Here is a 26,612-nt window from a genome sequence, read left to right on the forward strand (position 1 = left end):
AAAGGGGTGAACCAAATGAAAATAGCTATAGATGGTATGGGTGGAGATAATGCACCTAAGGCTGTAGTAGAAGGTGTTGTAAAAGCTACAGAAGAGTTTAAAGATGTAGAGTTTTTCATAACAGGACCAGAAGAGTTGATTAAAGAAGAGTTACAAAAGTGTAATTATGGAGGAGATAAAATCAAGGTAGTAAATACTACTGAAGTTATCACAAATAATGAACATCCAGTTATGGCTATAAGAAAGAAAAAGGACTCCAGTATTTGTAAAGCTTTAAATCTAGTTAAAGATAAAGAATGTGATGCTGTTATTTCTGCAGGAAGTACGGGAGCTTTTTTAGCGGGCTGTACCTTTATTGTAGGTAGAATTAAGGGGATAAAAAGACCGGCGCTTGCACCGATAATGCCAGGAAAAAATGGGCCGTTTATGTTAGTGGATTGTGGTGCTAACGTCGATTGTAAGCCAGAACATTTGATTAACTTTGCACATATGGGCAAAGAGTATTACAAAGGTGTTATGGGGAATAATAATCCTAAGGTAGGTCTTATTAATATAGGAGCAGAAGCTGAAAAAGGTAATGAATTGACTAAGGCTACTTATGAATTATTAGAACAGGAAAATGGATTGAATTTCGTAGGTAATGTAGAACCACGTTATATTTCAGATGGTGATACTCAAGTTTTGGTATGTGATGGGTTTGTAGGAAATACAGTGTTGAAAATGTATGAAGGAACGGCTTCAAATCTTTTAAATATAATTAAGGATGAGATTTTATCTACTGGGATTAAGTCAAAAATAGGTGCAGTTCTATTAAAACCTGTTTTTGCAAATATTAAGAAGAAGTTCGATTATAAAGAGTATGGTGGAGCACCATTTTTAGGTGTAGACGGCATATGTATAAAGGCTCATGGTAGTTCTAATGCTAAAGCTTTTAAGAGTGCTATAAGACAAACAAAGAACTTTTATGATAGCAAGGTATTAGATAAGATAAAAGAAGGTTTAGAAAACTAGTAATTTATATTGCTTTTAATATTGACGACTAACTTAATATATAATATTATCTAAGTGGGTGAATTTAGGAGGTGAGATTATGTTTGAAAAGATTAGATCAATAATATCTGAAAAGTTAGGGATAGATGAAGAAGAAATAACAATGGAATCTGCTTTTATTGAAGATTTAAATGCAGACTCATTAGATATAGTTGAACTTATTATGGCTTTAGAAGATGAATTAGAAATGGAAATTCCAGATGAAGAAGCTGAAACTTTCGTAACTGTAGCTGATATAGTTAAGTTTATGAAAGAACATGGTGAGGAATAATTAGATCCCGCAGTATTGCGGGATTTAATGTTTAAAACAAAAAAATAGTCTATTCTTGAATTTGTTTAGAAGTAGAAGCAAGTTGAAGAATATACTTGTAAGGAGCGTACAAGATGAATAACTTTTATCAAAAAGAAGTGGAGGAAGTAATAGGTATAAGATTTAATGAACCTAGTTTATTAATAACTGCTTTAACCCATTCTTCATATGCTAATCAGCATAGGGATGAAGACTATAATGAAAGACTAGAATTTTTAGGAGATTCTATTCTACAATTATGTATTACTGAATATCTATTTCTAAATTATAAAGATAAAACAGAAGGTGAATTAACAAAGATTCGTAGTCTAATAGTTTGTGAAAATTCATTATATGAGATTGGTAAGGAACTTAACTTAGGATATTTTTTAAGAATGAGCAAAGGTGAAGAGCTTACTGGAGGAAGAGAAAGAGTATCTCTTATTGCAGATGCTGTAGAAGCATTAATTGCAGCCATATACCTAGATAAAGGATTAGAATTTACTAAGGATTATATTTTAGGTAGATTTGAAAAAATTATTAAAAGAGCTATTAACAATGATATAATATTAGACTATAAAACTAAACTTCAAGAATTATTACAAAGAAATGGGGAAATATCTATAGTTTATGAATTAATTAAACATGAGGGACCACCTCATAGGAGAAAGTTCTTTACTCAATTAATAATTGATAATAAAGAATTTAGTCAAGGAGAGGGTTATAGCAAAAAGGAATCAGAGCAAAATGCTGCCAAATCAGCATTAAAGATTTTGGAGGATATAAATGAGTAAGAATTATTATATTATACCTATTTTTATATCGCACCAAGGTTGTCCTCATCAATGTGTGTTTTGTAATCAAGATAGAATAGCTAGAGTAGTTGAAGAGGAAGTTACAGAAAATGATGTTAAAAACACTATAGATGAATACTTAAATACTATAGATGCTAAAGGTGCAACATTAGAGGTTTCTTTTTTTGGAGGTACATTTACTGCTATACCGGTAAAAAAACAAAAAGAGTTATTAGGTGTGGCTTTAGAATACAAAAATAGAGGTTTAATTCATAATATAAGATTATCTACAAGACCTGATACTATAAATAAGTATATATTAGATTATTTAAAAGAGTATAAGGTAGATATTATTGAGCTTGGTGTTCAATCTTTAGATGATGAGGTATTAATTAAAGCAGGTAGAGGTCATACTGCAGAACAAGTAAGAGAAGCTTCTAAACTTATAAAAGAATATAATTTCACATTAGGACATCAAATAATGCCGGGATTACCTGGAGATACTTTTGAGAGGGATATATATACTGCTAAGACTTCAATTAGTATGAAACCAGATATATGTAGAATATATCCAGCGCTTATAATAAAAGATACTCCTATGGAAAAGATGTATAATAGAGGAGAATATATTCCATATTCATTAGATGAAGCTGTACATATATCAAGTGAATTATTAAAGCTTTATAAAGAAGCAAAAGTAAAGGTTATTAGAATAGGACTTCAACCGACAGAGTCTATAACATGGGGAAGGGATATTATAGATGGACCTTTCCATCCGGCTTTTAGAGAGCTTGTTGAAGGATATCTAATTTGTAGTACTTTAGAAGAGAAAGCACCTAGGGATAAAGATATTATAATAGAGATTAATAATAAGGATATAAGTAAGCTATATACAAATAAGAAAGAGTATTTTAAGAAATTTATTACTAACAGAAGTGGTAAAACTTTTGTTAAAGTAGAAAATAAAGTTAAAAGAAATAAAGTAAAATTAACTATAATTGAGAAAATAGAAGACTTTAAAATTTAGTGTAGTTTTATCATTACAAGGGAGTTAAGCTTATTGCCTAACTCCTAAAGTTTTATTATATAAAGATATATGTGTATTTATTGAAATTTTTATATCTTTGCTATAAACTAAGAATGAATGGGGTGATAATGATGAAAAAGAAGACTAGAGATAAGTTAGTTTATATTATTTCAATATTTATGTTGGTAGCATTTATATTAGGATTATTACCAGCGCTTATATAAATAGATAAGGAGTGTGCCAATGTTTTTAAAGTCACTAGAGGTACGTGGATTTAAATCCTTTGCAGATAAAACAGAACTAAACTTCAAAAAAGGTATAACTGCAGTAGTAGGTCCTAATGGGAGTGGAAAAAGTAATATATCTGATGCGGTTAGATGGGTATTAGGTGAACAAAGTGTTAAAAGCCTAAGAGGTGGAAAAATGGAGGATGTTATATTTGCAGGTACTCAATTTAGAAAACCAGTAGGACTAGCACAAGTTTCACTTTGTTTAGATAACTCAGATGGATCACTACCTATTGAATACAATGAGGTAATAGTAACTAGAAGAATATTTAGATCTGGAGAGACAGAGTATTTAATAAATAAGCAAAAATGTAGGTTAAAAGACATTATAGAATTATTTATGGATACTGGTATAGGTAAAGAGGGGTATTCACTAATAGGTCAGGGGAAAATAGATGCTATATTAAGTGGAAGACCTGAAGAGAGAAGAGCTTTATTTGAAGAAGCAGCAGGTATTGTTAAATATAAAGCTAGAAAAGATGAAGCGGAAAAGAAGTTAGACAATACAGAAAATAATCTTATTAGAATAAGGGATATTATATCGACTTATGAAGAGAGGTTAGGACCTTTAAAGGAAGAAAAGGAAAAAGCTATTAAGTACAAAGCTTTAGCTGAAGAGCTAAAGGTGAAAGAAGTTTCTTTAATAGTATTTCACTTAAAAAAAGTGAAAGCTGATTTAGAAGTTTTAAGAAAAGATATAGAAGATAGAGAAAATACGATAAGTCTAAAAAGAGAAAATATATTAAAATATAAATCAGAAATTTTTTCTTTAGAGGAAGCTATAGAAGAGATTGAAAGAAAGAATAAAGAAGAGCGAGAAAGATATTATAGTGAGAAAGAAGCTATGGCTAAAAATTCAAAGGACATAGATCTATTCAAAGAAAGAATATCTAACTTTAAAAATTTAATAGTAAAAGAAGAAAAAGATATAGAGGAAATAAATCTTAAATTAAATGATTTAAACAATGAAAAAGAAGCTTTAGAAAAAGAGATAGATAGTAAGCTTGAAGAAAGAAGACAAAAAGAATTATCTATCAGGGAAATAGAAAACAATATATCTGAAAATAATAGAGAAATTATTAAAATAGAAGCAGAGTTAAATAAGCTAAAAGATAGTGAATATGAATTTTTATCTAAAAATTCTGAAATAAAAAATAGTATTAAGTCTATAGAAAAAGATATAACAAATACAGTTGAACAAAAAGAAGCATTGGTTTTATCTATTAATAATCTTAAAAGCAATTTAACTATTAATATAGCTACTATTGAAAAGTTAAGAGAGAATATAGCAAAAACCAAAAAAGATATAAAATCTCTTGAAGAGAATGTGATAGAACTGAAAAAAGATCTATCTAGGGCACATAGTAAATTGAATCAAAAAGAAAATGGATTAAAGATTCTAACTAAAAATATTAATGGTCTTGAAGCGACACATTCAGCTTTAAGTAATTTAGAAAAGCATTATGAAGGATATAATAGAACCGTAAAAAATTTAATGGAGCATATTTTAGCAGGTAAAGTTTCAAATGTTAGTGATATTAAGGTTTTAGGTGAGATATTTAATGTTGATAAACAATATGAAGTAGCTATAGAAATAGCATTAGGTGCGGCTATATCCAATGTAATAACTAAGAATGACAGAGATGCAAAGCTGTTAATTCAATATTTAAAATCAAGAAGCTTGGGAAGAGCTACATTTTTACCGCTTAACATAATAAAAGGTAAGAGATTAAATCTGCCTGAAAATATAAAGAAAATAGAAGGGTATATAGGAATAGCTTCAGATTTAATAACTGTAGATGATATATATAAAGATATAGTTGATTATAATCTAGGAAGAACCATAATATCAAAAGATATGGATTCAGCGCTAGCTATATCAAAAGTTGGTAATCATAACTATAAAATTGTAACTTTAACTGGAGAGGTAATAAATCCTGGGGGAGCTTTAACAGGAGGAAGTATCCAAGGTAAGAGTAGTAATCTTCTAGGAAGAAAAAGAGAGATAGAAGAGATTGAAGTAAAGGTTGAGAAGTTAAGAGCAGAGTATAGTAAAGAAAATGAAATTTTACAAGGTATAAAAAATGATATAAAGAAAATTGATGAAGAGATAATTGATAAAAGAGAGGAAGTTCATCAAAAGAATATTAATTTAACTGTTTTAGATGGAGAAACAAAAAATCTTGTAATTGAAGGTGAAAAGATTAAAAAGTCATTAGAATATTCAAATGATGATTTAAAGAAGAAAGCTATATTTATTGATAATTTAACGAAGCAATTGGAACTTAAAAAGAATGAACTTGACTCTTTAGGCAAAAAAAATTATGAAAGTAAGGAAAAGGTAAAGCTTCTTGAAGAAACATATGAAATAAAGAAAAGAGAGCTAGATATTTTAAAAGAAAAAGCTACTGAAATGAAAATTTCTAGAGCTACTTTAGATGAAAGTATACAAGGTAAGAAAAATGAACTGTATTCTAAAAGGTCAAATATTGCTGAAAGAGAACAAAATATAAAGAATCTTTTATATGAGATTAATGAAAAGAAAATTAATATTAAAACATTAGAAGATGGAATAAATAATAAAACATCTATAATTGAAAAGATTAATGAGAATATAAGAACCTTAGAAGAGATTTTTAAGGAAGATGAAGTAAGAAAGATTTCCTATAAAGAGGAATTGAAAGTAAAAGAAACCTTCGCTAACGAAATAATTGAAGAAGTAAGAGTTTTAGAAAATGAATTGAATAAGAGAACAATTCAAAAGGTAAAACTGGATAGTGAGGAAGAAGGATTATTTAGTAAACTAAATGGAGAAATAAATCTAACATTAGCTGAAGCTATGGAGATAGCTATAGAAATTGATAATGTTTTAAAGATTAAGGAAGAGATAGGAAGATTGAAAGGTAAGATAAGTGCTATAGGCACTGTTAATTTATCTGCAATTTTAGAATATGATGAAGTTCTAGAAAAATATGAATTTATGTCATCTCAAGAGTTGGATTTAGAACAAGCAAAAAATGAATTATTAGATGTTATAAGTGAAATGACAATTAAGATGCAGAAGATGTTTAGAGAGAACTTTGAGATATTAAACGAGAACTTTGGAGAAACATTTAGAGAACTATTTAAAGGTGGAACAGCAGAGCTTATATTAGGTGAAGGTGATGAACTAAATGCTAATATTGTTATAAATGTACAGCCACCAGGTAAAAAACTTCAAAATATTAATCTTATGTCAGGTGGAGAGAAGGTTCTCTCTGCAATAGCTTTGTTATTTGCGATATTAAAGATGAAACCAACTCCTTTCTGTATATTAGATGAGATTGAAGCGGCACTAGATGATGCGAATGTATTTAGGTACGCAGAGTTTTTAAAACAATTCTCGCATAATATACAGTTTGTAGTAATAACACATAGAAAAGGTACTATGGAAGTAAGTGATGTTATGTATGGTGTCACTATGGAAGAAAAAGGTATATCTAAAGTTGTTTCAGTAGACTTAACAGAGAATTAGGAGGAAAAAGGATGTTTGGAAAATTATTTGATAGTTTAAAAACGGGACTAACTAAAACAAGGAATGCTCTAACAGATAAAATAAATGAAACTTTAAAACTTGCTGTTACTATCGATGAAGATTTATATGAGGAACTTGAAGAAATTTTAATTATGGCTGATATAGGTATGGATACTACTATGGACATAATTGAAAGACTTAAAGAGAAAATAAGAAAAGAAAAGATAAATGATGTTGAAATGGTGCAGCCTGCTTTAAAAGAAGTTATAGCAGATATGATGAGTGGCAAAGATGAGATTGTAGAAGAGTCAGGGAAAAGAGTGGTTTTAGTTATAGGGGTTAATGGAGTAGGTAAAACTACATCAATAGGTAAGTTAGCTGCTAAAAACAAACAGGCTGGCAAAAAAGTTTTATTAGCAGCGGCAGATACTTTTAGAGCTGCAGCTATAGATCAATTAGTAGTTTGGAGCGAAAGAGCAAAAGTTGATATAGTTAAACATGAAGAAGGATCAGATCCAGCTGCTGTAGTTTTTGATGCTATTAATGCATCGAAAGCTAGAAATGTAGATTTATTAATATGTGATACTGCAGGAAGACTTCATAATAAAAAGAATCTTATGGATGAATTAGGAAAAATAAATAGAATAATTGAAAGGGAATACTCTGATGCAAAGAAAGAAACTTTGTTAGTTCTAGATGCTACTACAGGCCAAAATGCTGTAATTCAAGCAAAGCAATTTATGGAAGTGTGTCCTGTTGATGGTATAGTGCTAACTAAATTAGATGGAACAGCTAAAGGTGGAGTAGTAATTTCTATTAAGAATTCATTAAATATACCTGTTAAATATATTGGTGTAGGTGAAGGAATAGATGATCTGCAAGAATTTGATGCAGAAAGCTTTGTAGAAGCACTTTTTTAATTAAGAATTAAGAGTTAATAATTTAAAGTTTACGTTCAAAGTCAGCCTAAGCTGACTTTGGATAGAAAATTCATTTTAAATATAAAAATCTTTAAAATAAATTTATATTTTAAAATATAAAGCAATTAATTTGGATTGAATAAGTTAGTTAAAAGCTAGTTAGATAGCGCTTTTAAGCATATTTATATAGATGAAAATACATTAGTAAAAAGTGTTAAGTAAAAATACTTGACACATATAAATACTTCTGTTAAAATCTCATATGTGGGTAAGGTGATTACATGGAAGATAGGGTTGAGATTTCTTTATTAATGGACTTATATGGTGCATTATTAACAGAGAAACAATATAGTATTATGGATTTATATTATAACGAGGATTTATCTTTAGCTGAAATTGCTGAACTAAATCAAACGAGCCGACAAGCGATCCATGACCTTATTAAAAGATGCTATAAACAATTTCTAACTTATGAAGGCAAATTAATGTTATTAAAAAAGTCGTTAGAAAGAGAAAAAAAGATAGCTAAAATTCTAGATGATATTGATGAAAAGTATTCTATTGATAAAGTAGATTATACTAAATACAAAGAGATTCTAGAGGAGCTATAAAGGCATATTAGGAGGGTTAACATGGCTTTTGAAGGATTAGGCGAGAAGCTGCAAAATACGTTTAAGAAGCTTAGAGGTAAAGGTAAGATAACTGAAAAAGATATAAAAGAAGCCATGAGGGAAGTAAAACTTGCATTATTAGAAGCTGACGTTAACTTTAAAGTGGTAAAAACTTTTGTTAAAAATGTTAGTGAAAAATGTGTTGGTAGCGAAGTTTTAGAAAGCTTGACACCTGCTCAGCAAGTAATTAAGATAGTCAATGATGAACTTACTGATCTTATGGGTGGTAGTGAGAGTAAATTAGAATTTGCAGGTGTAGGACCTACAGTGATTATGCTAGTAGGGTTACAGGGGGCAGGTAAAACTACAATGTGTGGTAAGCTTGCATTACAATTAAGAAAAAATCATAACAAGAAACCACTTTTGGTAGCTTGTGATATATATAGACCAGCAGCTATTAAGCAATTAGAGGTTGTTGGAAAACAAATTGATGTTCCAGTATTTCAAATGGGTGATAAAGTAAGTGCAGTAGAAATTGCAACTGAAGGAATAAAGCATGCAAGAGAAAATGGAAACAATGTTGTAATTATAGATACAGCAGGTAGACTTCATATAGATGAGGCTCTTATGACTGAACTTGAGGATGTAAAACAAGCTGTGAATCCATCAGAGATTTTACTAGTAGTTGACTCAATGACAGGACAAGATGCTGTGAATGTTGCAGAAAACTTTAATAATTCTTTAGATTTAACTGGGGTTATTTTAACTAAGTTAGATGGAGATACTAGAGGTGGAGCTGCACTATCTATAAGACATATGACATCTAAGCCAATTAAATTTATTGGTGTTGGTGAAAAAATGAGCGATTTTGAAGTGTTCCATCCAGATAGAATGGCTTCAAGAATTTTAGGAATGGGAGATGTTCTTTCATTAATAGAAAAAGCTCAGGAGGCAATTGATGAAAAAGAGGCTAAAGAATTAGGCCAAAAAATGATGGAAAATGATTTTACTTATGATGATTATTTAACTGCTATGGAGCAGATGAAGAAATTAGGGTCATTAAGCAAAATCATGGAGATGATTCCAGGTGTTCCGAAGGAAATGAAGGATATTGACTTTGATGCCAGTGAAAAACAACTAGGAAGAGTTAAAGCAATTATCTACTCAATGACTCCTAAGGAGAGAAGAAATCCAAAGCTTTTAGCAGGTTCTTCTTCAAGAAAGAAAAGAATAGCTAAGGGATCAGGAACATCATTGCAAGAAGTTAACAAACTTATAAAAGGTCATGAAATGATGAGAAAGCAAATGAAGCAAATGAAATCATTAACTAAGAAGTCTAAAAAAGGACTGTTTGGCAAGTTGCCTTTTTAAGTTAAGATAAATTATAATCCTTTAAAGGAGGTGAAATTAACATGGCAGTAAAAATCAGATTAAGAAGAATGGGTGCTAAGAAAGCTCCTTTCTACAGAGTTGTTGTTGCTGATTCAAGAAGCCCAAGAGATGGTAGATTCATCGAAGAAATCGGGTACTACAATCCAATAACTGAACCTGCAGAAATCAAGATTGATGAAGAAAAAGCTACAAAATGGATAAAGAATGGTGCTCAACCTACAGATGTAGTTAAGAGACTTTTCGATAAAGCTGGTCTTAACAAGTAATTTTTAGGAGGTGAATTCTGGTGTTAATTTAACATCAGAGCCTAATGAAAGAATTAGTAGAAGTAATCGCTAAGTCATTAGTTGACAATCCTAATGAAGTTCATGTAAATGAGGTTCAAGGAGAGCAATCATTAATTCTTCAATTGAAGGTTGCTCCTGAAGATATGGGTAAGGTTATCGGTAAACAAGGTAGAGTAGCTAAAGCTATTCGAACTGTAGTAAAAGCCGCAGCATTAAACGAAGAAAAAAAAGTAGCAGTTGAAATTATCGATGCTAAGAGTTAGGATTTTCCTAACTCTTTTTTCTTATTTATAATATTATTTTGATATTTTATAAAAAGTTTGATATAACTAATAGATGAGAAGAAAAAAGATGTAAACAGGAGTGAAAAGAGTGAGCGAATTATTAAAGGTTGGAAAAATAGTAAATACTCATGGGTTAAGAGGAGAAGTTAAGGTTATGGCATTAACTGATGATCCGCGTAGATTTGATGAATTAGAGTATGTTTTAATAGATGGTAAAGAAGTTGGAGTAGAAGGTTGCAAATATCAAAAAGATAGAATTATAGTAAAACTTGAAAGTGTAGATAAAGTAGAAGAAGCTGAAAAATTAAAAAATAAATTTATGGAAATTCCAAGAGAGTTCGCAATAGAACTAGAAGAAGATTGTTATTTTTTAGCTGATTTAAGAGAGTGTACTGTTTTTGATACAGATGGAAAAGAAATTGGTGAAGTGTATGATGTAATTCAAACAAAGAATAATGATGTATATTGGATTAGAAAGCCTAAGGAGGTTTTAATACCTGCATTAAAGGATATAGTTACAGATATAAATATAGATGATAGAAAAATTATAATTAGACCAATAGGAGAATGGATGGATGAAGATTAATATTCTTACTCTATTTCCTGAGATGTTTGATATTTTTAATCATAGTATTGTAGGAAAAGCAAAAGAAAAAGGGTTAATTGATATTGAAGCTATAAATATAAGAGATTACACTATGAATAAGCATAAAAAAGTAGATGACTATCCTTATGGTGGTGGTGCTGGAATGGTTATGTCTGCGCAACCAGTTGTAGATGCTATAAGAGATTCTAAAAAAGCTAATAAAGGCAAAGTGATATTTTTAGGGCCGAGAGGTAAGACTTTTGATCAGAAAATGGCTGAAGAATTGTCAAAAGAAGAAGAGCTTATATTTCTATGCGGACACTATGAAGGTATAGATCAACGAGCTTTTAAAGAAGTGGATATGGAAATTTCTTTAGGAGACTTTGTTTTAACAGGAGGAGAAATGGCTGCGATTCCTATTATTGATTCGATTTTGAGACTTATACCAGGAGTTCTTAATAAAGAAGAAAGTCATCAAGATGAATCATTTTCTGATGGATTATTAGAATATCCTCAATATACAAGGCCAGAGGTTTTTGAGGATGAGCGTGTTCCAGAAGTATTATTATCAGGCCATCATGAGAATATAAGGAAGTGGAGAAGACTTCAATCGTTATTGGTAACAAAGGAAAGAAGAAATGATTTATATAAAAAAGTTACGTTAACTAAAGAGGATATAAAATTGTTAAATAGCAAAAAATAATAGCTTGAAATATAATTATACTTATGTTAGAATATGTTTTGTGCTAGTACGGGCGGTCCTCTGTCAAAATATTTGTTAAGAACGTCAATTTATCATTTAGGAGGGAATGCACAATGAACGAAATTTTAAGAGCTATAGAAGCAGAACAAATTAGAACTGACTTACCTAACTTTAGAGTTGGAGACAACGTTAAAGTTCACGTAAAAGTTAAAGAAGGAAACAGAGAAAGAATACAAGTATTCGAAGGAACTGTTATCAAAAAGCAAAACGGTGGTTTAAGAGAAACTTTCACAGTTAGAAGACTTGCTTACGGAGTTGGAGTTGAAAGAACTTTCCCAATGAACGCACCAATCATCGAAAAGATGGAAATTACTAGAAGAGGTAAAGTTAGAAGAGCTAAGTTATTCTACTTAAGAGATAGAGTAGGTAAGGCTGCTAAAGTTAAGGAATTATTAACTAGATAATTTAAGTTAATAAAGATATGAAGGGACTTAGTATTAAGTCCCTTTTTCTTGTAATAAAATACTTATATATGTCTAAAATAGAGATATATAGTGTTTTGTATAGAGGAAATCTTAACTGCTATTTAAAATGTGCAGATAGAAGGAAGAGGTGTAGAGTATGGCTACTATCAATTGGTTCCCAGGACATATGAAAAAAACAAAAAAAGAAATAGAAGACAACTTAAAACTTGTTGATGCTGTAATAGAAATTAGAGATGCAAGAATTCCAAGAAGTTCTGCAAATCCAGATATAGATAAACTTTGTGCAGGAAAGCCAAGAGTAATTTTATTAAATAAAAGTGACTTAACAGAAGCTAAAGTTACTAAAGAATGGATAAAAGTGTTATCTAATGAGAATGTTAAGGTGTTAGAGGTTAACTGCCTAAAGGGTCAAGGGTTGCAACAAATAAAACCAGCACTTTTAGAATTGCTAAAAGAGAAGCATGATAGAGCTAAAGCTAAAGGATTAGTTAAGTTTATGATGAGAGTAATGGTAGTTGGTGTTCCAAACTGCGGTAAATCTACATTCATAAATAAAATGGCAAGAAATAATATTGCTAAAACTGGAGATAGGGCTGGTGTTACCAAGAATAAGCAGTGGATAAAAACACCTTTAGACATGGAAATGCTGGATACTCCAGGTGTGTTATGGCCTAAATTTGAAGATGAAAGAACTGCTTTAAATTTAGCATTCACAGGAGCTATAAAAGACGAAATAATGGATATTGAAGAATTAGCACTTAAACTTGTGGAAAGACTTCAACAATACTATCCAGATAGATTGATAGAGAGATATGGAATAACAGAAATACTTGAAAATCCATTAGACAATCTTGATGCTATTGCTAGAAAAAGAGGTTGCATAATGGCACGTAATGAAATTAATTACAATAGAATTGCTGTAATGCTTTTAGATGAATTTAGAGGTGGAAAACTTGGGAATATTTCTTTAGAGCGTCCAGATGATGTTTTTGAGGAAGAAGAAGCTGTAGTAAAAGAAGAAAGTGAAAAAGAAAGAAAAAGAAGAATTAGAAAAGAAAAGCTAAAAGCGAAGAAAAAGGAAACGAGATAATGGATATATTAACTACAGATATTGATAAGTTAAGCTTTAAGTTTGTTAAAGAAAAAGTAGAGGAAATAGACGTAAGTAAATTACTTCGTTCAGAAGAGTTAACTAAAATTATTAATATATTAAAAGCTGATAAAAGAAAAAATATTAATAGTTTAGGCGATAAGCTTAAAAGAGAAAAAGAAAAGATAGAAAATGAAATTAATAGAGTAAAAGCTATGTATAATTTTGATAAATCTTTTGGAGAGTTTAATATAATTGCAGGAGTAGATGAAGTTGGTAGAGGTCCACTTGCAGGACCAATAGTATCTTGTGCTGTAATATTAGACTTAGATGTTTTAGATGAAGAATTATTATTATGGATAAACGACTCTAAAAAACTAAGCGAGAAGAAAAGAGTTGAATTAGCGGAGATAATAAAAGAGAAGGCTGTAGCTTATAATATAGCTATGTGCGATTCTGAAGAGATAGATAGAATAGGAATAGGAGTTTGCAATAATTCGGTATTCCTTGAGGCTGTTAATTCATTAAAAGTAAAGCCTGAATTAGTTCTTTCAGATGGGTATACAATCAAAGGAATAGATATTCCTAATAAATCAGTAATTAAAGGTGATACTAAATCAGCAACTATAGCTGCAGCATCTATAGTAGCTAAGGTTTACAGGGATAAACTTATGAAGGAATATGCTGAGAAATATCCTTATTATGCTTTTGAAGAGAATGTTGGTTATGGAACATCAAAACATATTGAAGGAATTAAAGAATACGGACCTTGCAAAATACATAGAATGTCATTTTTGAAAAATATATTAGAGAGTTAATATGCTCTAAATGCGTCTTTAATATGGTTTATTGTAAAATTTTGATTTGATTTGTTAAAAAATATTTCAATAACATCATATCTGATGTTATAATCATTAAGTTTATTAATTAAAATGTAATAAGAAGAGAGTTTTATAATTAGTTTCTGTTTATAGTAGGTAACAGATTCCATTGGTGATCCATAGGAGTTTGTATACCTACTTTTTACTTCTGTAAAAATTATCATATTATTAAAGAAAGTAATAATATCTATCTCACCTAATTTGCTACGAAAATTTCTTGCTAAAATTTTGTGCTTAATATCTAAAAGATATTCGCAGGCTAAATCCTCACCATAAGATCCAATATCTTTATTTAAAACATTCATATCATCACTCCTATATATATTGTAATGATAACCAAAGAAATAAAAAAATATTCAGATTACATAGTTTTAAGATTAGGTTCTATGTCAATAATCCTAAAAGGGTGATGAAAATGGCAATAAAAATAATAAGTGCTACACATCGTGGACTAGATGGAGTCTTAATAAGTGTAGAGGTAGATATCATGAAAGGGTTACCAACATTTAGTATAGTTGGATTACCTGATGCATCAGTGAGAGAATCAAAAGAGCGTGTAAGAGCGGCTATAGTTAATAGTGGATTTGATTTTCCTTTGGGCAGAATAACTATTAATTTATCTCCGGCTGATGTAAGAAAAAATGGAACTCTTTTAGATTTACCAATAGCATTAGGAATACTTATGGCATCAAAGCAAATAATTAGACGAGAGCTAGAGGATTACATAGTATTTGGTGAATTATCATTAAGTGGAGAGTTAGTTGGAGTAAAAGGGGCTATCCCTATTATTTTTGAAGGTGATAGCAAGAAGAAAAAGAATTATATATTTCCTTTAGATAATTTAAGTGAAATGAGACACTTCACTTTGGGGAATTTTTATCCCTTTAAATCATTAGAGCAAGTTGTTTCGTTTATAACTAATGAAGATTTACTTCCTTATAAAAATAAGAAGAAAGTAAGTAGAAAAGAAGGCGATTATAAGATAGATTTTGGAGATATAATAGGTCAGTATACAGCTAAAAGAGCTATGGAGATAGTAGCAGTAGGGAGGCATAATATTTTCTTGTTCGGGTCTCCTGGATCTGGAAAGAGTATGTTAGCAAGGGCATTGCCATCAATATTACCGCCATTAACTATTGAAGAGCAAAAAGAGATTGCAAAAATATATAGTGTTTCAGGATTGTGGAATGATGGCTATTTTATAGAAAGGCCATTTAGAGCTCCGCATCATACGATGACTAAGACAGCGCTTATTGGTGGAGGTAAGGAAATAAAGGTTGGAGAAATAACTTTAGCTCACAATGGAGTATTATTTCTAGATGAAATATTAGAATTTAGTAATGATTTGTTAGAGGTATTGAGGCAACCGTTAGAAGATGGGATAATAAATATTTCGAGGTTAAGAGAAAGCTATACATTACCGAGTAAATTTATATTAGTAGGAGCTTTTAACCCATGTAAATGTGGGCGGTTAATGGAGAATGGAAACAATTCTTCTTGTGAATGTACGGAGTATGAAAGAAGAAGATATTTAAATAAGTTATCTAGGCCGTTAATGGATAGAGTTGATTTATTTAGCTTTGTTCCAAGAATAAAATATGAAGAAATTACTGACAAAAAAGACTATATAAATTCTGACAAGATGCGACAGAATGTTTTGGAAGCTGTTGAAAGACAAAATTTTAGACTGAAGGATACAAAATACAAATATAATTCTGAGATTATTGGTAAAGATGTATTTAAAATATGTAACATAAGTTCTAAGGGGAAAAGAGTATTAGAGGAATACTATAATAGATACAATATAACTCTTAGGGGATATGTGAAAATAATTAAACTTGCAAGAACTATAGCAGATTTAGAGTGTAGTGATGAGATAGCAGATTATCATATAATTGAGGCATTGCAATATAGGAAAAATGTTTTGGGAGAAATAATATAACCTTAAAGGGAGTAAAGATGAATGAGAGAGTATGAATTATGGTTTATAGTAGCGAATATTTCTAATCAAACTAAAATAGAATTAATTAAAAAGTATAATAATGAAGAAAATATTTATAATAATATTGATAGTATAGATAATTGCTACATATATAAAGGTGGAGAATATGAAAGATTAAAATCTACTACGATAAGTCAAGGAACCGCATTGTTTCAGTATATTAACAAGAATAATATTAATTATGTAACAATAAATTCAGAGTATTATCCAGAAAGGCTAAAGGAAATAGATGATGCACCTTATGTATTATTTTATAAAGGAGATGTATCCTTATTAAATTATAATATGGTCGCTATAGTTGGATCTCGTAAAAATAGCACTTATGGTGAGGTTGTTACTAGGCAAATCGTAGGAGAGTTAAGGAATATGGATTATGGAGTAGTAAGTGGTGTAGCCTATGGAATTGATGCTATAGCGCATAAAGAGTGTTTAAGTAGAGGGATAAAAACAATTGGGGTGCTAGGTTGTGGAATAGATATAATTTACCCAAGAGCAAATAAGTTAGTATATAATGAGATTGAAAAGAATGGATTGTTGATATCGGAATTTTTACCTAATACAAAACCGATGCCGTATAATTTTCCTAGGAGGAACCGAATAATAACAGCATTGAGTAGAGGTGTAATAGTTATAGAAGCAACTGTTAAAAGTGGATCTTTAATAACAGTAAATTATGCATTGCAATACGGAAGAGATGTTATGGCTGTACCTGGGCCGGTTTCCAATACTAATAGCAAAGGATGTAATTTATTGATAAGAGATGGTGCAAAAGTATTTGTTGAGCTAGATGATTTATACTATTTTCTTAATGTGATTAAAAAAGAAGAGAAAAAAATAGAAAATAATGACATAAAATTACTTTTAAATAATGTTCTAAGTAGTGAACCAATTCATTTAGATAAAATAATCCAATGTGTAAATGTTGACAGAATGGCTTTGTTTGAGTTATTATTTGAAATGCAAAATAGAAACGAAATAATTTGTTTACCAGGCAATTATTATGCGAGAATAAATTAATGATAAATGGGGGTGAAGAACTCCTAAAATAAGTGAAATAGGAGTTTGTGAAATGGGCCAAAAACTTGTTATAGTGGAATCACCTGCTAAAGCTAAAACAATAGGGAAATATTTGGGAAAAAATTATATTGTTGAAGCTTCAATGGGGCATGTAAGAGATTTACCTAAAAGTAAATTAGGTGTTGATATAGAGGATAATTTTACTCCGAAGTATATTACAATACGAGGAAAAGGTGAATTAATAGATAAATTAAAAAAGAGTGCAAAAAAAGCAGATAAAATATATCTGGCAACTGACCCTGATAGAGAGGGAGAAGCTATTTCATGGCATTTAGCAAATATTTTAAAGATATCACCTGAAGATAGTTGTAGAATAGTATTTAATGAAATAACTAAAACGGCGGTAAAATCTTCAATAAAAGAAGCTAGAGCGATAGATCAAAGTTTAGTAGATGCTCAACAAGCGAGAAGAATATTAGATAGATTGGTAGGGTATGAAATTAGTCCTATTTTATGGAGAAATGTAAAGTGGGGACTAAGTGCTGGTAGAGTTCAATCTGCAGCTTTAAAGCTTATTTGTGATAGGGAAGAGGAAGTTAAAGCATTTATACCAAAGGAGTTTTGGACTGTAGATGTAGTACTTAAAAAAGATAAAAAGAAATTTCCTGTTAAACTATTAAGATATAAAGATAAGAAGATAGAGATAGATTGTAAAGGTGAGGCTGATAGAATAATTCAAGATTTATCAAAGGATAAATATAGAGTTTCTGCTGTTAAAAAGGGAAAGAAAATGAAGAATCCATTACCACCTTTTACTACTAGTACATTACAACAAGATGCATCTAGAAAGTTGAATTTTGTTACTAAGAGAACTATGTCTATAGCGCAAGCGTTATATGAAGGTGTTGAGGTTAAAGGTTATGGAACTGTCGGTTTAATTACTTATATGAGAACAGATTCTGTAAGAATTTCTGAAGAGGCTCAAGGAAAAGCCCGTGAATTCATTACTAATAGCTATGGAGAAGAATATACACCAAGTGCTCCTAGAAATTATAAAAGCAAAAAAAATATACAAGATGCTCATGAAGCTATAAGACCTTCTTATGTTGAAATAACACCGGAAGTAGCGAAAAGTAATTTAACTCCAGAGCAATATAAGTTATATACATTGATTTGGCAGAGATTTGTGGCTAGTCAGATGGCTGCTTGTGAATTAAATACTAATAGTATTGATATAACTAATGGAGATTATAAGTTTAGAGCAACTGGTTCAACAATGAAGTTTGATGGGTTTATGAAAGTATATGATTATACAACTGAAGATGAAGAGAGTGATGTATTATTACCAGAGTTAGAAGAAAATGAAGTGTTAGCTTCTAATTCAGTTGACGGTAAGCAACATTTTACGCAACCGCCTGCTAGATACACAGAAGCTTCTTTTGTAAAGCTATTAGAGGAAAAGGGAATAGGAAGACCAAGTACTTATGTGCCAACTATATCGACTTTATTAAGTAGAGAGTATATAGTAAGAGAAAAGAAAAATTTAATACCAACAGAGTTAGGATTTATAGTTAATAATATAGTGTCAGATTATTTTAAACAAATAGTAGATGTAGATTTTACTGCTGATATGGAAAGAAAATTAGATGATATAGAAGAGGGAAGTGAATCTTGGACTGAAGTTGTAGCAGAGTTCTTTGCACCTTTAAAAATAGCTATAGATAAAGCTGAAAAAGAAGTTTCAAAAGTAGTTATTGAAGATAAGGTAAGTGATGTTCCTTGTGATAAGTGTGGAAGAATGATGGTTATAAAGCATGGAAGATATGGAGATTTTCTAGCATGTCCAGGATATCCAGACTGTAAAAACGCTAAGCCTATAGTTGAGGAATTAGATGTCCCTTGTCCTAAATGTGGTGGAAAAATTTTAGCAAGAAAAAGCAAGAAGGGTAAAAAGTTTTTTGGATGTTCAAATTATCCAAATTGTGATTTTGTAAGTTGGAATGAACCGTTAAATGAAAAATGTGATAAGTGCGGAGCTTATATGGTGTTAAAATTTAGTAAGACAAAAGGAAAATACGCCCAATGCTCTAACACTGAATGTAATGAAACTAAAAAAATAGAAGATAAGCCAGAATAGAGAAAAGCCTTAATTTAACCTTGTCGAAAATATGTAAAAAATGTTGAAATGTTTATTTGCTTATGTTAGTATGATTATATCTATGAGAATTAAGCTATTTAGAAAATTTAGAATATTATAAGGTTAAATGAGGGGAATGATATTGATGTCATCATTATTAGATAAGACGAGAAAGTTAAATAGAATATTACAAAAGGGCGGAACTGAACCAGTAGCATTTGAAGATATATGTTCACTTTTAAGTGAAGTGCTTTGTGCTAATGTTTATATAATAAGTAGAAAAGGTAAAATTTTAGGACATACTTTTTTAGAAAACTTCGAATGTGAAATAATGAGAAACTATGTAGTTAATGACAAAATGTTCCCAGGAATATACAATGATGATTTATTAAGTGCATCACAAACTATATCTAATATTAAGAATAAAGGATTATGCGTCTTTGAGGGTGAAGGACAATGTCCAATGAGAGATAAAATTTCAACTGTTGTGCCTATAATTGGAAACAGAGAAAAGTTAGGAACATTACTTCTTGCTAGATTTGGTGAGGAATTTACAGATGAAGATTTAGTTTTAGCAGAATATAGTGCTACTGTGGTAGGAATGGAAATACTAAGAGCTAAGCAAGATGAATTAGAAGAAGAAGCTAGAAAGAAAGCTGTGGTTCAATTAGCAATTGGAACATTATCTTATTCAGAACTTGAAGCTATTGAACATATATTTAATGAATTAGAAGGAAATGAAGGATTATTAGTTGCTTCAAAAATTGCTGATAAAGTTGGAATTACTAGAAGTGTAATTGTTAATGCTTTAAGAAAGTTTGAAAGTGCTGGAGTAATTGAGTCAAGGTCTTTAGGTATGAAGGGAACTCATATTAAGATTTTAAATGAAAAGCTAATTTATGAATTAAAAAAGATGAAATAAAAAAAGCTGTGTATTTCACAGCTTTTTTTATATGAAAAAATTATTATAATTATTTTTATAAAATTTAGGCAATAATAATAAAAGTAGAGAACTATTATATAAAGATTAAAAAAGTTGAAAAATTTTTATTGCTAGGATATATAGCATGTGTTATACTATCCTAGGTAACAAAATACACACATAGTCCAATAAATAAAGTTGGTGCCTTATAAGGAAACTTTATTAAAATGAAGACTGTGGAGGAAAAAACCAGGAGGTAACAAAATGTCAGTTATATCAATGAAACAATTATTAGAAGCTGGAGTTCACTTTGGACACCAAACTAGAAGATGGAACCCTAAGATGGCTCCTTATATATTCACAGAAAGAAATGGAATATATATAATCGATCTTCAAAAAACAGTTAAAAAGGTTGAAGAAGCTTATAACTTCATAAGAGAAGTATCTGCAGAAGGAAAAGATATCCTTTTCGTAGGAACTAAGAAGCAAGCTCAAGAAGCTATCCAAGAAGAAGCTATAAGATCAAACATGCACTTCGTTAACAACAGATGGTTAGGTGGTATGTTAACTAACTTTAAGACTATAAGAACTAGAATAGCTAGATTAGAAAAGTTACAAAAAATGGAAGAAGACGGAACTTTTGAAGTTTTACCTAAGAAAGAAGTTATAAAATTAAAAGGTGAAATGGAAAAATTAGAAAATAACCTTGGTGGTATCAGAAACTTAGACGTTAACAACATTGGAGCTATGTTCGTAGTAGATCCAAGAAAAGAAAAGAACGCTATATCTGAAGCTAAGATTTTAGGAATCCCAGTAGTAGCTATAGTTGATACAAACTGTGATCCAGAAGAAGTAGATTACGTAATTCCAGGTAACGATGATGCAATAAGAGCTGTTAAATTAATAACTGCTAAACTTGCTGATGGAATTATCGAAGCTAGACAAGGTGAACAATTAGCTGAATAATATTTTAAGAGGTAGGTGAGGGTAACTTCATTTACCTTTTAACCTAAAATATGGTTTACATTTAATGTTAAGGAGGAATTTAGGATGATAACTGCTAAATCAGTTAAAGAATTAAGAGAAATGACTGGTGCAGGAATGATGGACTGCAAAAAGGCTTTAGTTGAAACTGAAGGAAATATAGAAAAAGCTGTTGAATTTTTAAGAGAAAAGGGATTAGCTGCTGCTGCTAAAAAAGCTGGTAGAGTTGCTGCTGAAGGTATAGTTAAGACTTTCGTAAGCGAAGATAAGAAAACTGCTGGTATGGTAGAAGTTAACTGTGAAACAGATTTCGTTGCTGCAAACGAAGACTTTGTTTCATTTGCAAACAAAGTAGCTGAAATGGCTGCTAAAACTTCAGCTACAACTATTGAAGAATTAGTTGCTGAAAAATTTGATGGAGAAACTACTGTTCAAGAAGCTTTAACAGCTTTAATAGCTAAGTTAGGTGAAAACATGACAGTTAGAAGATTCGTTAAATTCAACATAGAAAATGGTGCTATAGCTAGCTACATCCATGGTGGTGGAAGAATCGGAGTTATGGTAGAAGTTTCTTGTGATACAGATAGCGCTGTATTAGAAGAAGTTGCTAGAGAAGTTTGTATGCAAGTTGCTGCAGCAAATCCTCTATTCTTAAGTAGAGAACAAGTAGATAACGAAGCTTTAGAAAAAGAAAAAGAGATCTACAGAGTTCAAGCATTAAATGAAGGAAAACCAGAAAAGATTGTTGAAAAAATGGTTATGGGAAGAATTCAAAAGTACTATAAAGAAGTTTGTCTTTTAGATCAAGCATGGGTTAAAGATGGAGATAAATCAATAGCTAAGTTCTTAGAAGAAAAATCTAAAGAAGTTGGTTCTCCAATAGCTATCACTAGATACGCTAGATTCGAAAGAGGAGAAGGTATCGAAAAGGTTGAAGAAGACTTCGCAGCAGAAGTAGCTAAGACTATGGGTATGTAATATCAAGGAGAACACTTTTGTGTTCTCTTTTTTTAGAAATTATATTATACAGATTGCGGGAGGAATTTCCATGGAAAAGTGTGCTTATAAAAGAGTAATGTTAAAAGTTTCTGGTGAAGCGTTATCAGGAGAAACTGGTTTTGGATTTGATTTTGAAACAGTTGGAAGAATTGCTAGAGAAGTAAAATCTTTAGTAGATATGGGAGTAGAAGTTGGTTTAGTTGTAGGTGGAGGAAACATATGGAGAGGTAGAACTGGAGAAGGAATGGACAGAACTACTGCAGACCATATGGGAATGTTAGCTACATGTATAAATGCTTTAGCATTACAAGATGCTTTAGAAGGTATTGGAGTTTTAACTAGAGTACAAACAGCTATAGAGATGAAAGAGATTGCAGAGCCTTTTATAAGAAGAAGAGCAGTTAGACATTTGGAAAAAGGAAGAGTTGTAATATTTGGAGCAGGATCAGGTAATCCATATTTTTCAACTGATACAGCAGCAGCATTAAGAGCAGCAGAAATAGAGGCAGATGTTATTTTATTAGCTAAAAATGTTGATGGTGTATACGATAAGGATCCAAATAAGTTTGCAGATGCAAAAAAATATGATAAACTTACATATATGGAAGTTATTGAACAAGGGTTACAAGTTATGGATACAACTGCAACAACTCTATGTATGGACAATAATATCCCAATATTAGTATTTGGAATTAGTGATGAAGGTAATATAAAGAAAGCAATTAAAGGTGAAAAGATAGGTACTATAGTATCTAAGTAATAAGGAGGTAAAATATGATTAAAGACATAATTAATAATGCGGAATCTAAAATGAAAAAAACTGTTTCAGTTTTAACTTCAGATTTATCAACAATGAAAGCTGGAAGAGCAAATCCAACAATGCTTGATAGAATTTTTGTGGACTATTACGGAAGTCAATGCCAATTATCTCAAGTAGCAAATATTTCTGCTCCAGAAGCAAGAATGTTGGTTATTACTCCATGGGAGAAACCATTATTAAAGGAAATAGAAAAAGCTATATTAAAGTCAGATTTAGGAATAAATCCTTCAAGTGATGGATCAGTAATTAGATTATTAGTTCCAGAATTAACAGAAGAGACAAGAAAGAAGCTTGTTAAAAACGTTAAGTCTGTTGGTGAAGAAGCTAAAATAGCTATAAGATCTATAAGAAGAGATGCTAATGAAAAGATTAAAGCGTTAAAGAAAGATGGACACTTATCTGATGATGAAGTTAAAAAGGCTGAAGAAGGCGTTCAAAAGAAGACTGATTTATTCGTTAAAGAAATAGACGGAATAATAGTAGCTAAGGAAAAAGAGATTATGTCAATTTAAAACCTGCTATTTAGCAGGTTTTTTTCCATAATATATTTTTCAAAAGTTGCTTTGTGATAAAGGAGAGTTAAATATGCTTAAGTTGTTTAAGAAGGATAAAGAGAATAAAGAAGAGATTCAACTTGATTTTGATAATATCCCTAAGCATATAGCTATAATTATGGATGGAAATGGAAGATGGGCTAAACAAAGAAAGCTTCCAAGATCAATGGGACACAAAGCTGGTGTTGAAACTATTAGAAGAATCCTTAAAGAAGCTGATAGATTAGGTGTAAAATATATTACTTTATATGCATTTTCTACAGAAAATTGGAAAAGACCAAAAGATGAAGTAGATGCATTAATGAAATTATTAGTACAATATTTAACTAATGAAGTAGAAGGTTTACATCAAAATGGAGTAATTTTAAGAATTTTAGGTGATATTAATGCTTTACCAGGCGCTGTTAAAGAAAAAATTTGCGAAGCAATAGATTTAACAAAAAATAATAAAGGTATAGTCTTAAATGTTGCGTTTAATTATGGTGGTAGAAATGAAATAGTTAGAGCTATAAAAAATATAGTTTCTGATGTAGAGTCTGGAAATGTGAACGAGGAAAATATAGACGAAAATTTAATAAGCAATTACTTATATACAAAAGACTCTCCAGATCCGGATTTAATCATAAGACCTTCAGGAGAGCAAAGAATAAGTAACTTTTTATTATGGCAATGCGCTTATTCAGAATTCTGGTACTCTAATGTAAATTGGCCTGATTTTAGTGAAAGTGATTTACAAAAGGCTATTTATGATTATCAAAACAGAGATAGAAGATTTGGTGGAGTATAATAATTGAGGTGGAAATATTGAAATCAAATAGTAGATATTTAGGAGCGTTAATACTTGCACCCCTATTAATATTTGTATTTTTGGGGGGAATGCCGTTAAAGCTATTCACAATAGTAATTTCAGCCATTGGATTATACGAATTTTATAATGCTCTTAAAAGCAAGGAAATAAATTCATTACCTATAATAGGATACATTCTATTAGCTATATATTATTTAATCAATAATAATTTCGAAAATATGATGTATATACTTATATTTGTAACAGTAATAGCATTGATAATTCCAGTTATAGACTTAAAATATTCGTTTATGGATGTAGCTGTAACTATTTTAGGGTTTATATATGTAGGAATATTATTTAGCTTTTTACCTATCATTAATAATAAGATAGGAGGACAATATTTAATATGGTTAGTATTTATCGGATCTTGGCTTTGTGATACCTTAGCTTATTATAGTGGTAAATATTTAGGAAAGAAAAAATTATGTCCAAAAGTTAGTCCTAAGAAAACTATTGCTGGTGCATTAGGAGGATTCCTAGGGAGTGTTATTGGCTGTGGAGTTTTTGGAATAATTATCGGCCAATATGTACCTGGAGTAGATTTAATACATTACTTTTTAATTGGTGCTTTATGTGGAATTATGGGACAGTTTGGAGATTTAGTAGCATCATCAGTTAAAAGAGCTGTTGGAATTAAAGATTATGGAAATATAATACCTGGACATGGTGGAATATTAGACAGATTTGACTCTATTTTATTTAATGGGATGGTAGTATTTTATTACTTAACTTTTATTGTTAAAATATAAATAATGCTAAAATAGGAGCTATTTTTAATGGCTCCTATTTTAGTATTATTTATATGAAAAATAAGTAATGTATTAGCGAGTTTAATTATATAATTAAAAGAAGGTAACAATAATTGTTTTTCTATACGGAATAATATAAAATGTTTATAAGGAATTACATAATTTATATTGTTTAGTAAAACATATAAATTTTAAACGTAGGAGGTAAAGATGAAAAACATTTCAATTTTAGGGGCGACAGGCTCAATAGGAACACAAACACTAGATGTTATTAGAAATTCAACTAATAAAATAAATCTTATAGGAATTACAGCAAACTCTTCTGTTAAGAAGGTAATTGAAATTATAGATGAATTCTCACCTAAATATGTAGCTATGATGGATAAAAATTGTGCTAAAGATATAAAAGATTATTGTGATGCAAATAATCTTAAGATAAAAGTATTAGGAGGAATTGAAGGTTTAATAGAAATAGCTTCATTAGAAGAAATTGATACAGTAGTTACTTCGGTAGTGGGGATGATAGGCTTAAAACCTACAATGGCAGCAATAGAAGCTGGAAAGGATATTGCTCTTGCAAATAAAGAAACATTAGTAGTTGCAGGTGAACTTGTAATGAATAAAGCAAGAGAGAAGGGCGTTAAAATACTTCCTGTAGATTCTGAACATAGTGCTATATTTCAGTCATTAAGTGGGTATACTTCAAAAGATATAAATAAAATAATTCTAACTGCTTCAGGTGGACCATTTAGAGGAAAGAAATTAGAAGAACTTAAAAATGTTACAGTTCATGAAGCACTAAAGCATCCTAAATGGAATATGGGAAAAAAGATATCTATTGATTCAGCTACCTTAATGAATAAAGGATTAGAAGTTATTGAAGCACATTACTTATTTGATTGTGATTATGACAATATCGAAGTCGTTGTTCATCCACAAAGCATAATACATTCTATGGTAGAATACAATGATGCTAGTATTATAGCCCAACTAGGATCACCAGATATGAGATTGCCAATTCAATATGCTTTAAATTATCCAGATAGAGTAGAGAGAATTGCAAAACCTATAAGTTTTTATGAAATAGCAACACTAACATTTGAAAAGCCTGATTTACATACTTTTAAATGTTTAGATCTTGCGTATAAAGCAGGAAAAGAGGGTGGGCTTGCTACTACTATTTTAAATGGTGCCAATGAGGAAGCAGTAGCATTATTATTAGAAGAAAAAATTAAGTTTTTACAAATTGCTGAGATAATTGAAGAATCATTGGAATACTTTAAAGAAGAAAAAAGTAATGAGTTAACTTTAGAAAATATTATAGATTTAGATTGCAGAGTAAGACAATATATAAGAAATAAATGGTGTTAGGAGGAAG

Annotated in this window: 28 protein-coding genes; 27 read left to right on the plus strand and 1 reads right to left on the minus strand. The window is 30.3% G+C overall.

What is annotated here, in order from left to right; genetic code table 11:
- The first annotated feature begins 15 nt into the window (after positions 1-15).
- The 16 genes from plsX to rnhB all read left to right on the plus strand — a co-directional run bounded on the left by plsX (position 16) and on the right by rnhB (position 14,137).
- Complete coding sequence (gene plsX / locus H8S20_RS06115; protein ID WP_186859554.1) at positions 16-1,011, plus strand: phosphate acyltransferase PlsX; 996 nt, start codon at positions 16-18, stop codon at positions 1,009-1,011.
- A 79-nt stretch (positions 1,012-1,090) separates the two neighbouring features.
- A complete protein-coding gene (acpP, locus tag H8S20_RS06120; protein ID WP_032118133.1) occupies positions 1,091-1,321 on the plus strand; it encodes an acyl carrier protein in 231 nt (76 codons plus the stop codon).
- A 113-nt stretch (positions 1,322-1,434) separates the two neighbouring features.
- A complete protein-coding gene (rnc, locus tag H8S20_RS06125; RefSeq protein WP_032118134.1) occupies positions 1,435-2,133 on the plus strand; it encodes a ribonuclease III in 699 nt (232 codons plus the stop codon).
- Complete coding sequence (locus H8S20_RS06130; protein ID WP_186859555.1) at positions 2,126-3,160, plus strand: elongator complex protein 3; 1,035 nt, start codon at positions 2,126-2,128, stop codon at positions 3,158-3,160. Before rnc ends, H8S20_RS06130 begins: the two co-directional genes overlap by 8 nt.
- A gap of 131 nt (positions 3,161-3,291) precedes the next feature.
- Positions 3,292-3,384: a DUF4044 domain-containing protein gene (locus tag H8S20_RS20320; RefSeq protein ID WP_207725267.1), complete on the plus strand. Its 93-nt coding sequence runs from the start codon at positions 3,292-3,294 to the stop codon at positions 3,382-3,384.
- A 19-nt stretch (positions 3,385-3,403) separates the two neighbouring features.
- The gene (smc, locus tag H8S20_RS06135; RefSeq protein WP_186859556.1) at positions 3,404-6,961 is read left to right on the plus strand and encodes a chromosome segregation protein SMC; all 3,558 of its coding nucleotides are present in this window, start codon (positions 3,404-3,406) and stop codon (positions 6,959-6,961) included.
- Between the two features lie 11 nt (positions 6,962-6,972).
- The gene (gene ftsY, locus H8S20_RS06140; protein WP_032118137.1) at positions 6,973-7,881 is read left to right on the plus strand and encodes a signal recognition particle-docking protein FtsY; all 909 of its coding nucleotides are present in this window, start codon (positions 6,973-6,975) and stop codon (positions 7,879-7,881) included.
- A gap of 281 nt (positions 7,882-8,162) precedes the next feature.
- Complete coding sequence (locus H8S20_RS06145) at positions 8,163-8,492, plus strand: putative DNA-binding protein (RefSeq protein WP_032118138.1); 330 nt, start codon at positions 8,163-8,165, stop codon at positions 8,490-8,492.
- A 21-nt stretch (positions 8,493-8,513) separates the two neighbouring features.
- Positions 8,514-9,863 (plus strand): signal recognition particle protein, encoded by a 1,350-nt coding sequence (gene ffh / locus H8S20_RS06150; RefSeq protein WP_032118139.1) that lies wholly within the window; start codon positions 8,514-8,516, stop codon positions 9,861-9,863.
- 41 nt (positions 9,864-9,904) lie between these two features.
- Positions 9,905-10,150 (plus strand): 30S ribosomal protein S16, encoded by a 246-nt coding sequence (gene rpsP, locus H8S20_RS06155; protein WP_032118140.1) that lies wholly within the window; start codon positions 9,905-9,907, stop codon positions 10,148-10,150.
- Between the two features lie 44 nt (positions 10,151-10,194).
- Positions 10,195-10,434 carry a KH domain-containing protein gene (locus tag H8S20_RS06160; RefSeq protein ID WP_032118141.1) on the plus strand — a complete coding sequence of 80 codons (240 nt, stop codon included), beginning with the start codon at positions 10,195-10,197 and terminating at the stop codon, positions 10,432-10,434.
- A gap of 109 nt (positions 10,435-10,543) precedes the next feature.
- On the plus strand, positions 10,544-11,041 hold the full coding sequence (gene rimM, locus H8S20_RS06165) for a ribosome maturation factor RimM (protein WP_032118142.1): 498 nt from the start codon (positions 10,544-10,546) through the stop codon (positions 11,039-11,041).
- On the plus strand, positions 11,031-11,744 hold the full coding sequence (gene trmD / locus H8S20_RS06170) for a tRNA (guanosine(37)-N1)-methyltransferase TrmD (protein WP_032118143.1): 714 nt from the start codon (positions 11,031-11,033) through the stop codon (positions 11,742-11,744). Before rimM ends, trmD begins: the two co-directional genes overlap by 11 nt.
- A 113-nt stretch (positions 11,745-11,857) precedes the next feature.
- Positions 11,858-12,208 carry a 50S ribosomal protein L19 gene (rplS, locus tag H8S20_RS06175; protein ID WP_032118144.1) on the plus strand — a complete coding sequence of 117 codons (351 nt, stop codon included), beginning with the start codon at positions 11,858-11,860 and terminating at the stop codon, positions 12,206-12,208.
- A 157-nt stretch (positions 12,209-12,365) separates the two neighbouring features.
- Positions 12,366-13,319 (plus strand): ribosome biogenesis GTPase YlqF, encoded by a 954-nt coding sequence (ylqF, locus tag H8S20_RS06180; RefSeq protein ID WP_032118145.1) that lies wholly within the window; start codon positions 12,366-12,368, stop codon positions 13,317-13,319.
- A complete protein-coding gene (gene rnhB / locus H8S20_RS06185) occupies positions 13,319-14,137 on the plus strand; it encodes a ribonuclease HII (protein WP_186859557.1) in 819 nt (272 codons plus the stop codon). The genes ylqF and rnhB overlap by 1 nt, the downstream gene beginning before the upstream one ends.
- Here rnhB and H8S20_RS06190 read toward each other — a convergent pair.
- On the minus strand, positions 14,134-14,505 hold the full coding sequence (locus H8S20_RS06190; protein ID WP_186859558.1) for a YraN family protein: 372 nt from the start codon (positions 14,503-14,505) through the stop codon (positions 14,134-14,136). The two genes, rnhB and H8S20_RS06190, sit on opposite strands and share 4 nt — an antisense overlap.
- 110 nt (positions 14,506-14,615) lie before the next feature.
- Here H8S20_RS06190 and H8S20_RS06195 point away from each other — a divergent pair, with 110 nt between their 5' ends.
- The 11 genes from H8S20_RS06195 to H8S20_RS06245 all read left to right on the plus strand — a co-directional run bounded on the left by H8S20_RS06195 (position 14,616) and on the right by H8S20_RS06245 (position 26,605).
- Positions 14,616-16,142 carry a YifB family Mg chelatase-like AAA ATPase gene (locus tag H8S20_RS06195; protein ID WP_032118148.1) on the plus strand — a complete coding sequence of 509 codons (1,527 nt, stop codon included), beginning with the start codon at positions 14,616-14,618 and terminating at the stop codon, positions 16,140-16,142.
- Between the two features lie 21 nt (positions 16,143-16,163).
- Positions 16,164-17,219 (plus strand): DNA-processing protein DprA, encoded by a 1,056-nt coding sequence (gene dprA, locus H8S20_RS06200; RefSeq protein ID WP_032118149.1) that lies wholly within the window; start codon positions 16,164-16,166, stop codon positions 17,217-17,219.
- 52 nt (positions 17,220-17,271) lie between these two features.
- On the plus strand, positions 17,272-19,356 hold the full coding sequence (gene topA / locus H8S20_RS06205) for a type I DNA topoisomerase (RefSeq protein ID WP_032118150.1): 2,085 nt from the start codon (positions 17,272-17,274) through the stop codon (positions 19,354-19,356).
- A gap of 145 nt (positions 19,357-19,501) precedes the next feature.
- Positions 19,502-20,278 (plus strand): GTP-sensing pleiotropic transcriptional regulator CodY, encoded by a 777-nt coding sequence (gene codY / locus H8S20_RS06210; protein ID WP_032118151.1) that lies wholly within the window; start codon positions 19,502-19,504, stop codon positions 20,276-20,278.
- A gap of 264 nt (positions 20,279-20,542) precedes the next feature.
- Positions 20,543-21,244 (plus strand): 30S ribosomal protein S2, encoded by a 702-nt coding sequence (rpsB, locus tag H8S20_RS06215; RefSeq protein ID WP_032118152.1) that lies wholly within the window; start codon positions 20,543-20,545, stop codon positions 21,242-21,244.
- A gap of 84 nt (positions 21,245-21,328) precedes the next feature.
- Positions 21,329-22,240 (plus strand): translation elongation factor Ts, encoded by a 912-nt coding sequence (gene tsf, locus H8S20_RS06220; protein ID WP_032118153.1) that lies wholly within the window; start codon positions 21,329-21,331, stop codon positions 22,238-22,240.
- Between the two features lie 70 nt (positions 22,241-22,310).
- Positions 22,311-23,021: a UMP kinase gene (pyrH, locus tag H8S20_RS06225; protein ID WP_032118154.1), complete on the plus strand. Its 711-nt coding sequence runs from the start codon at positions 22,311-22,313 to the stop codon at positions 23,019-23,021.
- Between the two features lie 14 nt (positions 23,022-23,035).
- Positions 23,036-23,593, plus strand: coding sequence for a ribosome recycling factor (gene frr / locus H8S20_RS06230; protein WP_032118155.1), 558 nt, complete (start codon positions 23,036-23,038; stop codon positions 23,591-23,593).
- A gap of 73 nt (positions 23,594-23,666) precedes the next feature.
- On the plus strand, positions 23,667-24,422 hold the full coding sequence (gene uppS, locus H8S20_RS06235; RefSeq protein ID WP_032118156.1) for an undecaprenyl pyrophosphate synthase: 756 nt from the start codon (positions 23,667-23,669) through the stop codon (positions 24,420-24,422).
- A 17-nt stretch (positions 24,423-24,439) separates the two neighbouring features.
- Complete coding sequence (locus H8S20_RS06240; protein WP_186859559.1) at positions 24,440-25,234, plus strand: phosphatidate cytidylyltransferase; 795 nt, start codon at positions 24,440-24,442, stop codon at positions 25,232-25,234.
- 210 nt (positions 25,235-25,444) lie between these two features.
- Positions 25,445-26,605, plus strand: a complete 1,161-nt coding sequence (locus H8S20_RS06245; protein WP_186859560.1) for a 1-deoxy-D-xylulose-5-phosphate reductoisomerase — start codon at positions 25,445-25,447, stop codon at positions 26,603-26,605.
- Positions 26,606-26,612: the final 7 nt, after the last annotated feature.

The organism is Clostridium hominis (genome assembly GCF_014287825.1).
In the GTDB taxonomy this organism is placed as follows: Bacteria; Bacillota; Clostridia; order Clostridiales; family Clostridiaceae; genus Clostridium; species Clostridium hominis.

What these genes read in the sequence shown, in the direction of transcription:
- plsX (WP_186859554.1), top strand. Translation starts at nt 16, where the DNA reads ATGAAAATAGCTATAGATGGTATGGGTGGAGATAATGCACCTAAGGCT.
- acpP (WP_032118133.1), top strand. Translation starts at nt 1,091, where the DNA reads ATGTTTGAAAAGATTAGATCAATAATATCTGAAAAGTTAGGGATAGAT.
- rnc (WP_032118134.1), top strand. Translation starts at nt 1,435, where the DNA reads ATGAATAACTTTTATCAAAAAGAAGTGGAGGAAGTAATAGGTATAAGA.
- H8S20_RS06130 (WP_186859555.1), top strand. Translation starts at nt 2,126, where the DNA reads ATGAGTAAGAATTATTATATTATACCTATTTTTATATCGCACCAAGGT.
- H8S20_RS20320 (WP_207725267.1), top strand. Translation starts at nt 3,292, where the DNA reads ATGAAAAAGAAGACTAGAGATAAGTTAGTTTATATTATTTCAATATTT.
- smc (WP_186859556.1), top strand. Translation starts at nt 3,404, where the DNA reads ATGTTTTTAAAGTCACTAGAGGTACGTGGATTTAAATCCTTTGCAGAT.
- ftsY (WP_032118137.1), top strand. Translation starts at nt 6,973, where the DNA reads ATGTTTGGAAAATTATTTGATAGTTTAAAAACGGGACTAACTAAAACA.
- H8S20_RS06145 (WP_032118138.1), top strand. Translation starts at nt 8,163, where the DNA reads ATGGAAGATAGGGTTGAGATTTCTTTATTAATGGACTTATATGGTGCA.
- ffh (WP_032118139.1), top strand. Translation starts at nt 8,514, where the DNA reads ATGGCTTTTGAAGGATTAGGCGAGAAGCTGCAAAATACGTTTAAGAAG.
- rpsP (WP_032118140.1), top strand. Translation starts at nt 9,905, where the DNA reads ATGGCAGTAAAAATCAGATTAAGAAGAATGGGTGCTAAGAAAGCTCCT.
- H8S20_RS06160 (WP_032118141.1), top strand. Translation starts at nt 10,195, where the DNA reads ATGAAAGAATTAGTAGAAGTAATCGCTAAGTCATTAGTTGACAATCCT.
- trmD (WP_032118143.1), top strand. Translation starts at nt 11,031, where the DNA reads ATGAAGATTAATATTCTTACTCTATTTCCTGAGATGTTTGATATTTTT.
- rplS (WP_032118144.1), top strand. Translation starts at nt 11,858, where the DNA reads ATGAACGAAATTTTAAGAGCTATAGAAGCAGAACAAATTAGAACTGAC.
- ylqF (WP_032118145.1), top strand. Translation starts at nt 12,366, where the DNA reads ATGGCTACTATCAATTGGTTCCCAGGACATATGAAAAAAACAAAAAAA.
- rnhB (WP_186859557.1), top strand. Translation starts at nt 13,319, where the DNA reads ATGGATATATTAACTACAGATATTGATAAGTTAAGCTTTAAGTTTGTT.
- H8S20_RS06190 (WP_186859558.1), bottom strand. Translation starts at nt 14,505, where the DNA reads ATGAATGTTTTAAATAAAGATATTGGATCTTATGGTGAGGATTTAGCC.
- H8S20_RS06195 (WP_032118148.1), top strand. Translation starts at nt 14,616, where the DNA reads ATGGCAATAAAAATAATAAGTGCTACACATCGTGGACTAGATGGAGTC.
- dprA (WP_032118149.1), top strand. Translation starts at nt 16,164, where the DNA reads ATGAGAGAGTATGAATTATGGTTTATAGTAGCGAATATTTCTAATCAA.
- topA (WP_032118150.1), top strand. Translation starts at nt 17,272, where the DNA reads ATGGGCCAAAAACTTGTTATAGTGGAATCACCTGCTAAAGCTAAAACA.
- codY (WP_032118151.1), top strand. Translation starts at nt 19,502, where the DNA reads ATGTCATCATTATTAGATAAGACGAGAAAGTTAAATAGAATATTACAA.
- rpsB (WP_032118152.1), top strand. Translation starts at nt 20,543, where the DNA reads ATGTCAGTTATATCAATGAAACAATTATTAGAAGCTGGAGTTCACTTT.
- tsf (WP_032118153.1), top strand. Translation starts at nt 21,329, where the DNA reads ATGATAACTGCTAAATCAGTTAAAGAATTAAGAGAAATGACTGGTGCA.
- pyrH (WP_032118154.1), top strand. Translation starts at nt 22,311, where the DNA reads ATGGAAAAGTGTGCTTATAAAAGAGTAATGTTAAAAGTTTCTGGTGAA.
- frr (WP_032118155.1), top strand. Translation starts at nt 23,036, where the DNA reads ATGATTAAAGACATAATTAATAATGCGGAATCTAAAATGAAAAAAACT.
- uppS (WP_032118156.1), top strand. Translation starts at nt 23,667, where the DNA reads ATGCTTAAGTTGTTTAAGAAGGATAAAGAGAATAAAGAAGAGATTCAA.
- H8S20_RS06245 (WP_186859560.1), top strand. Translation starts at nt 25,445, where the DNA reads ATGAAAAACATTTCAATTTTAGGGGCGACAGGCTCAATAGGAACACAA.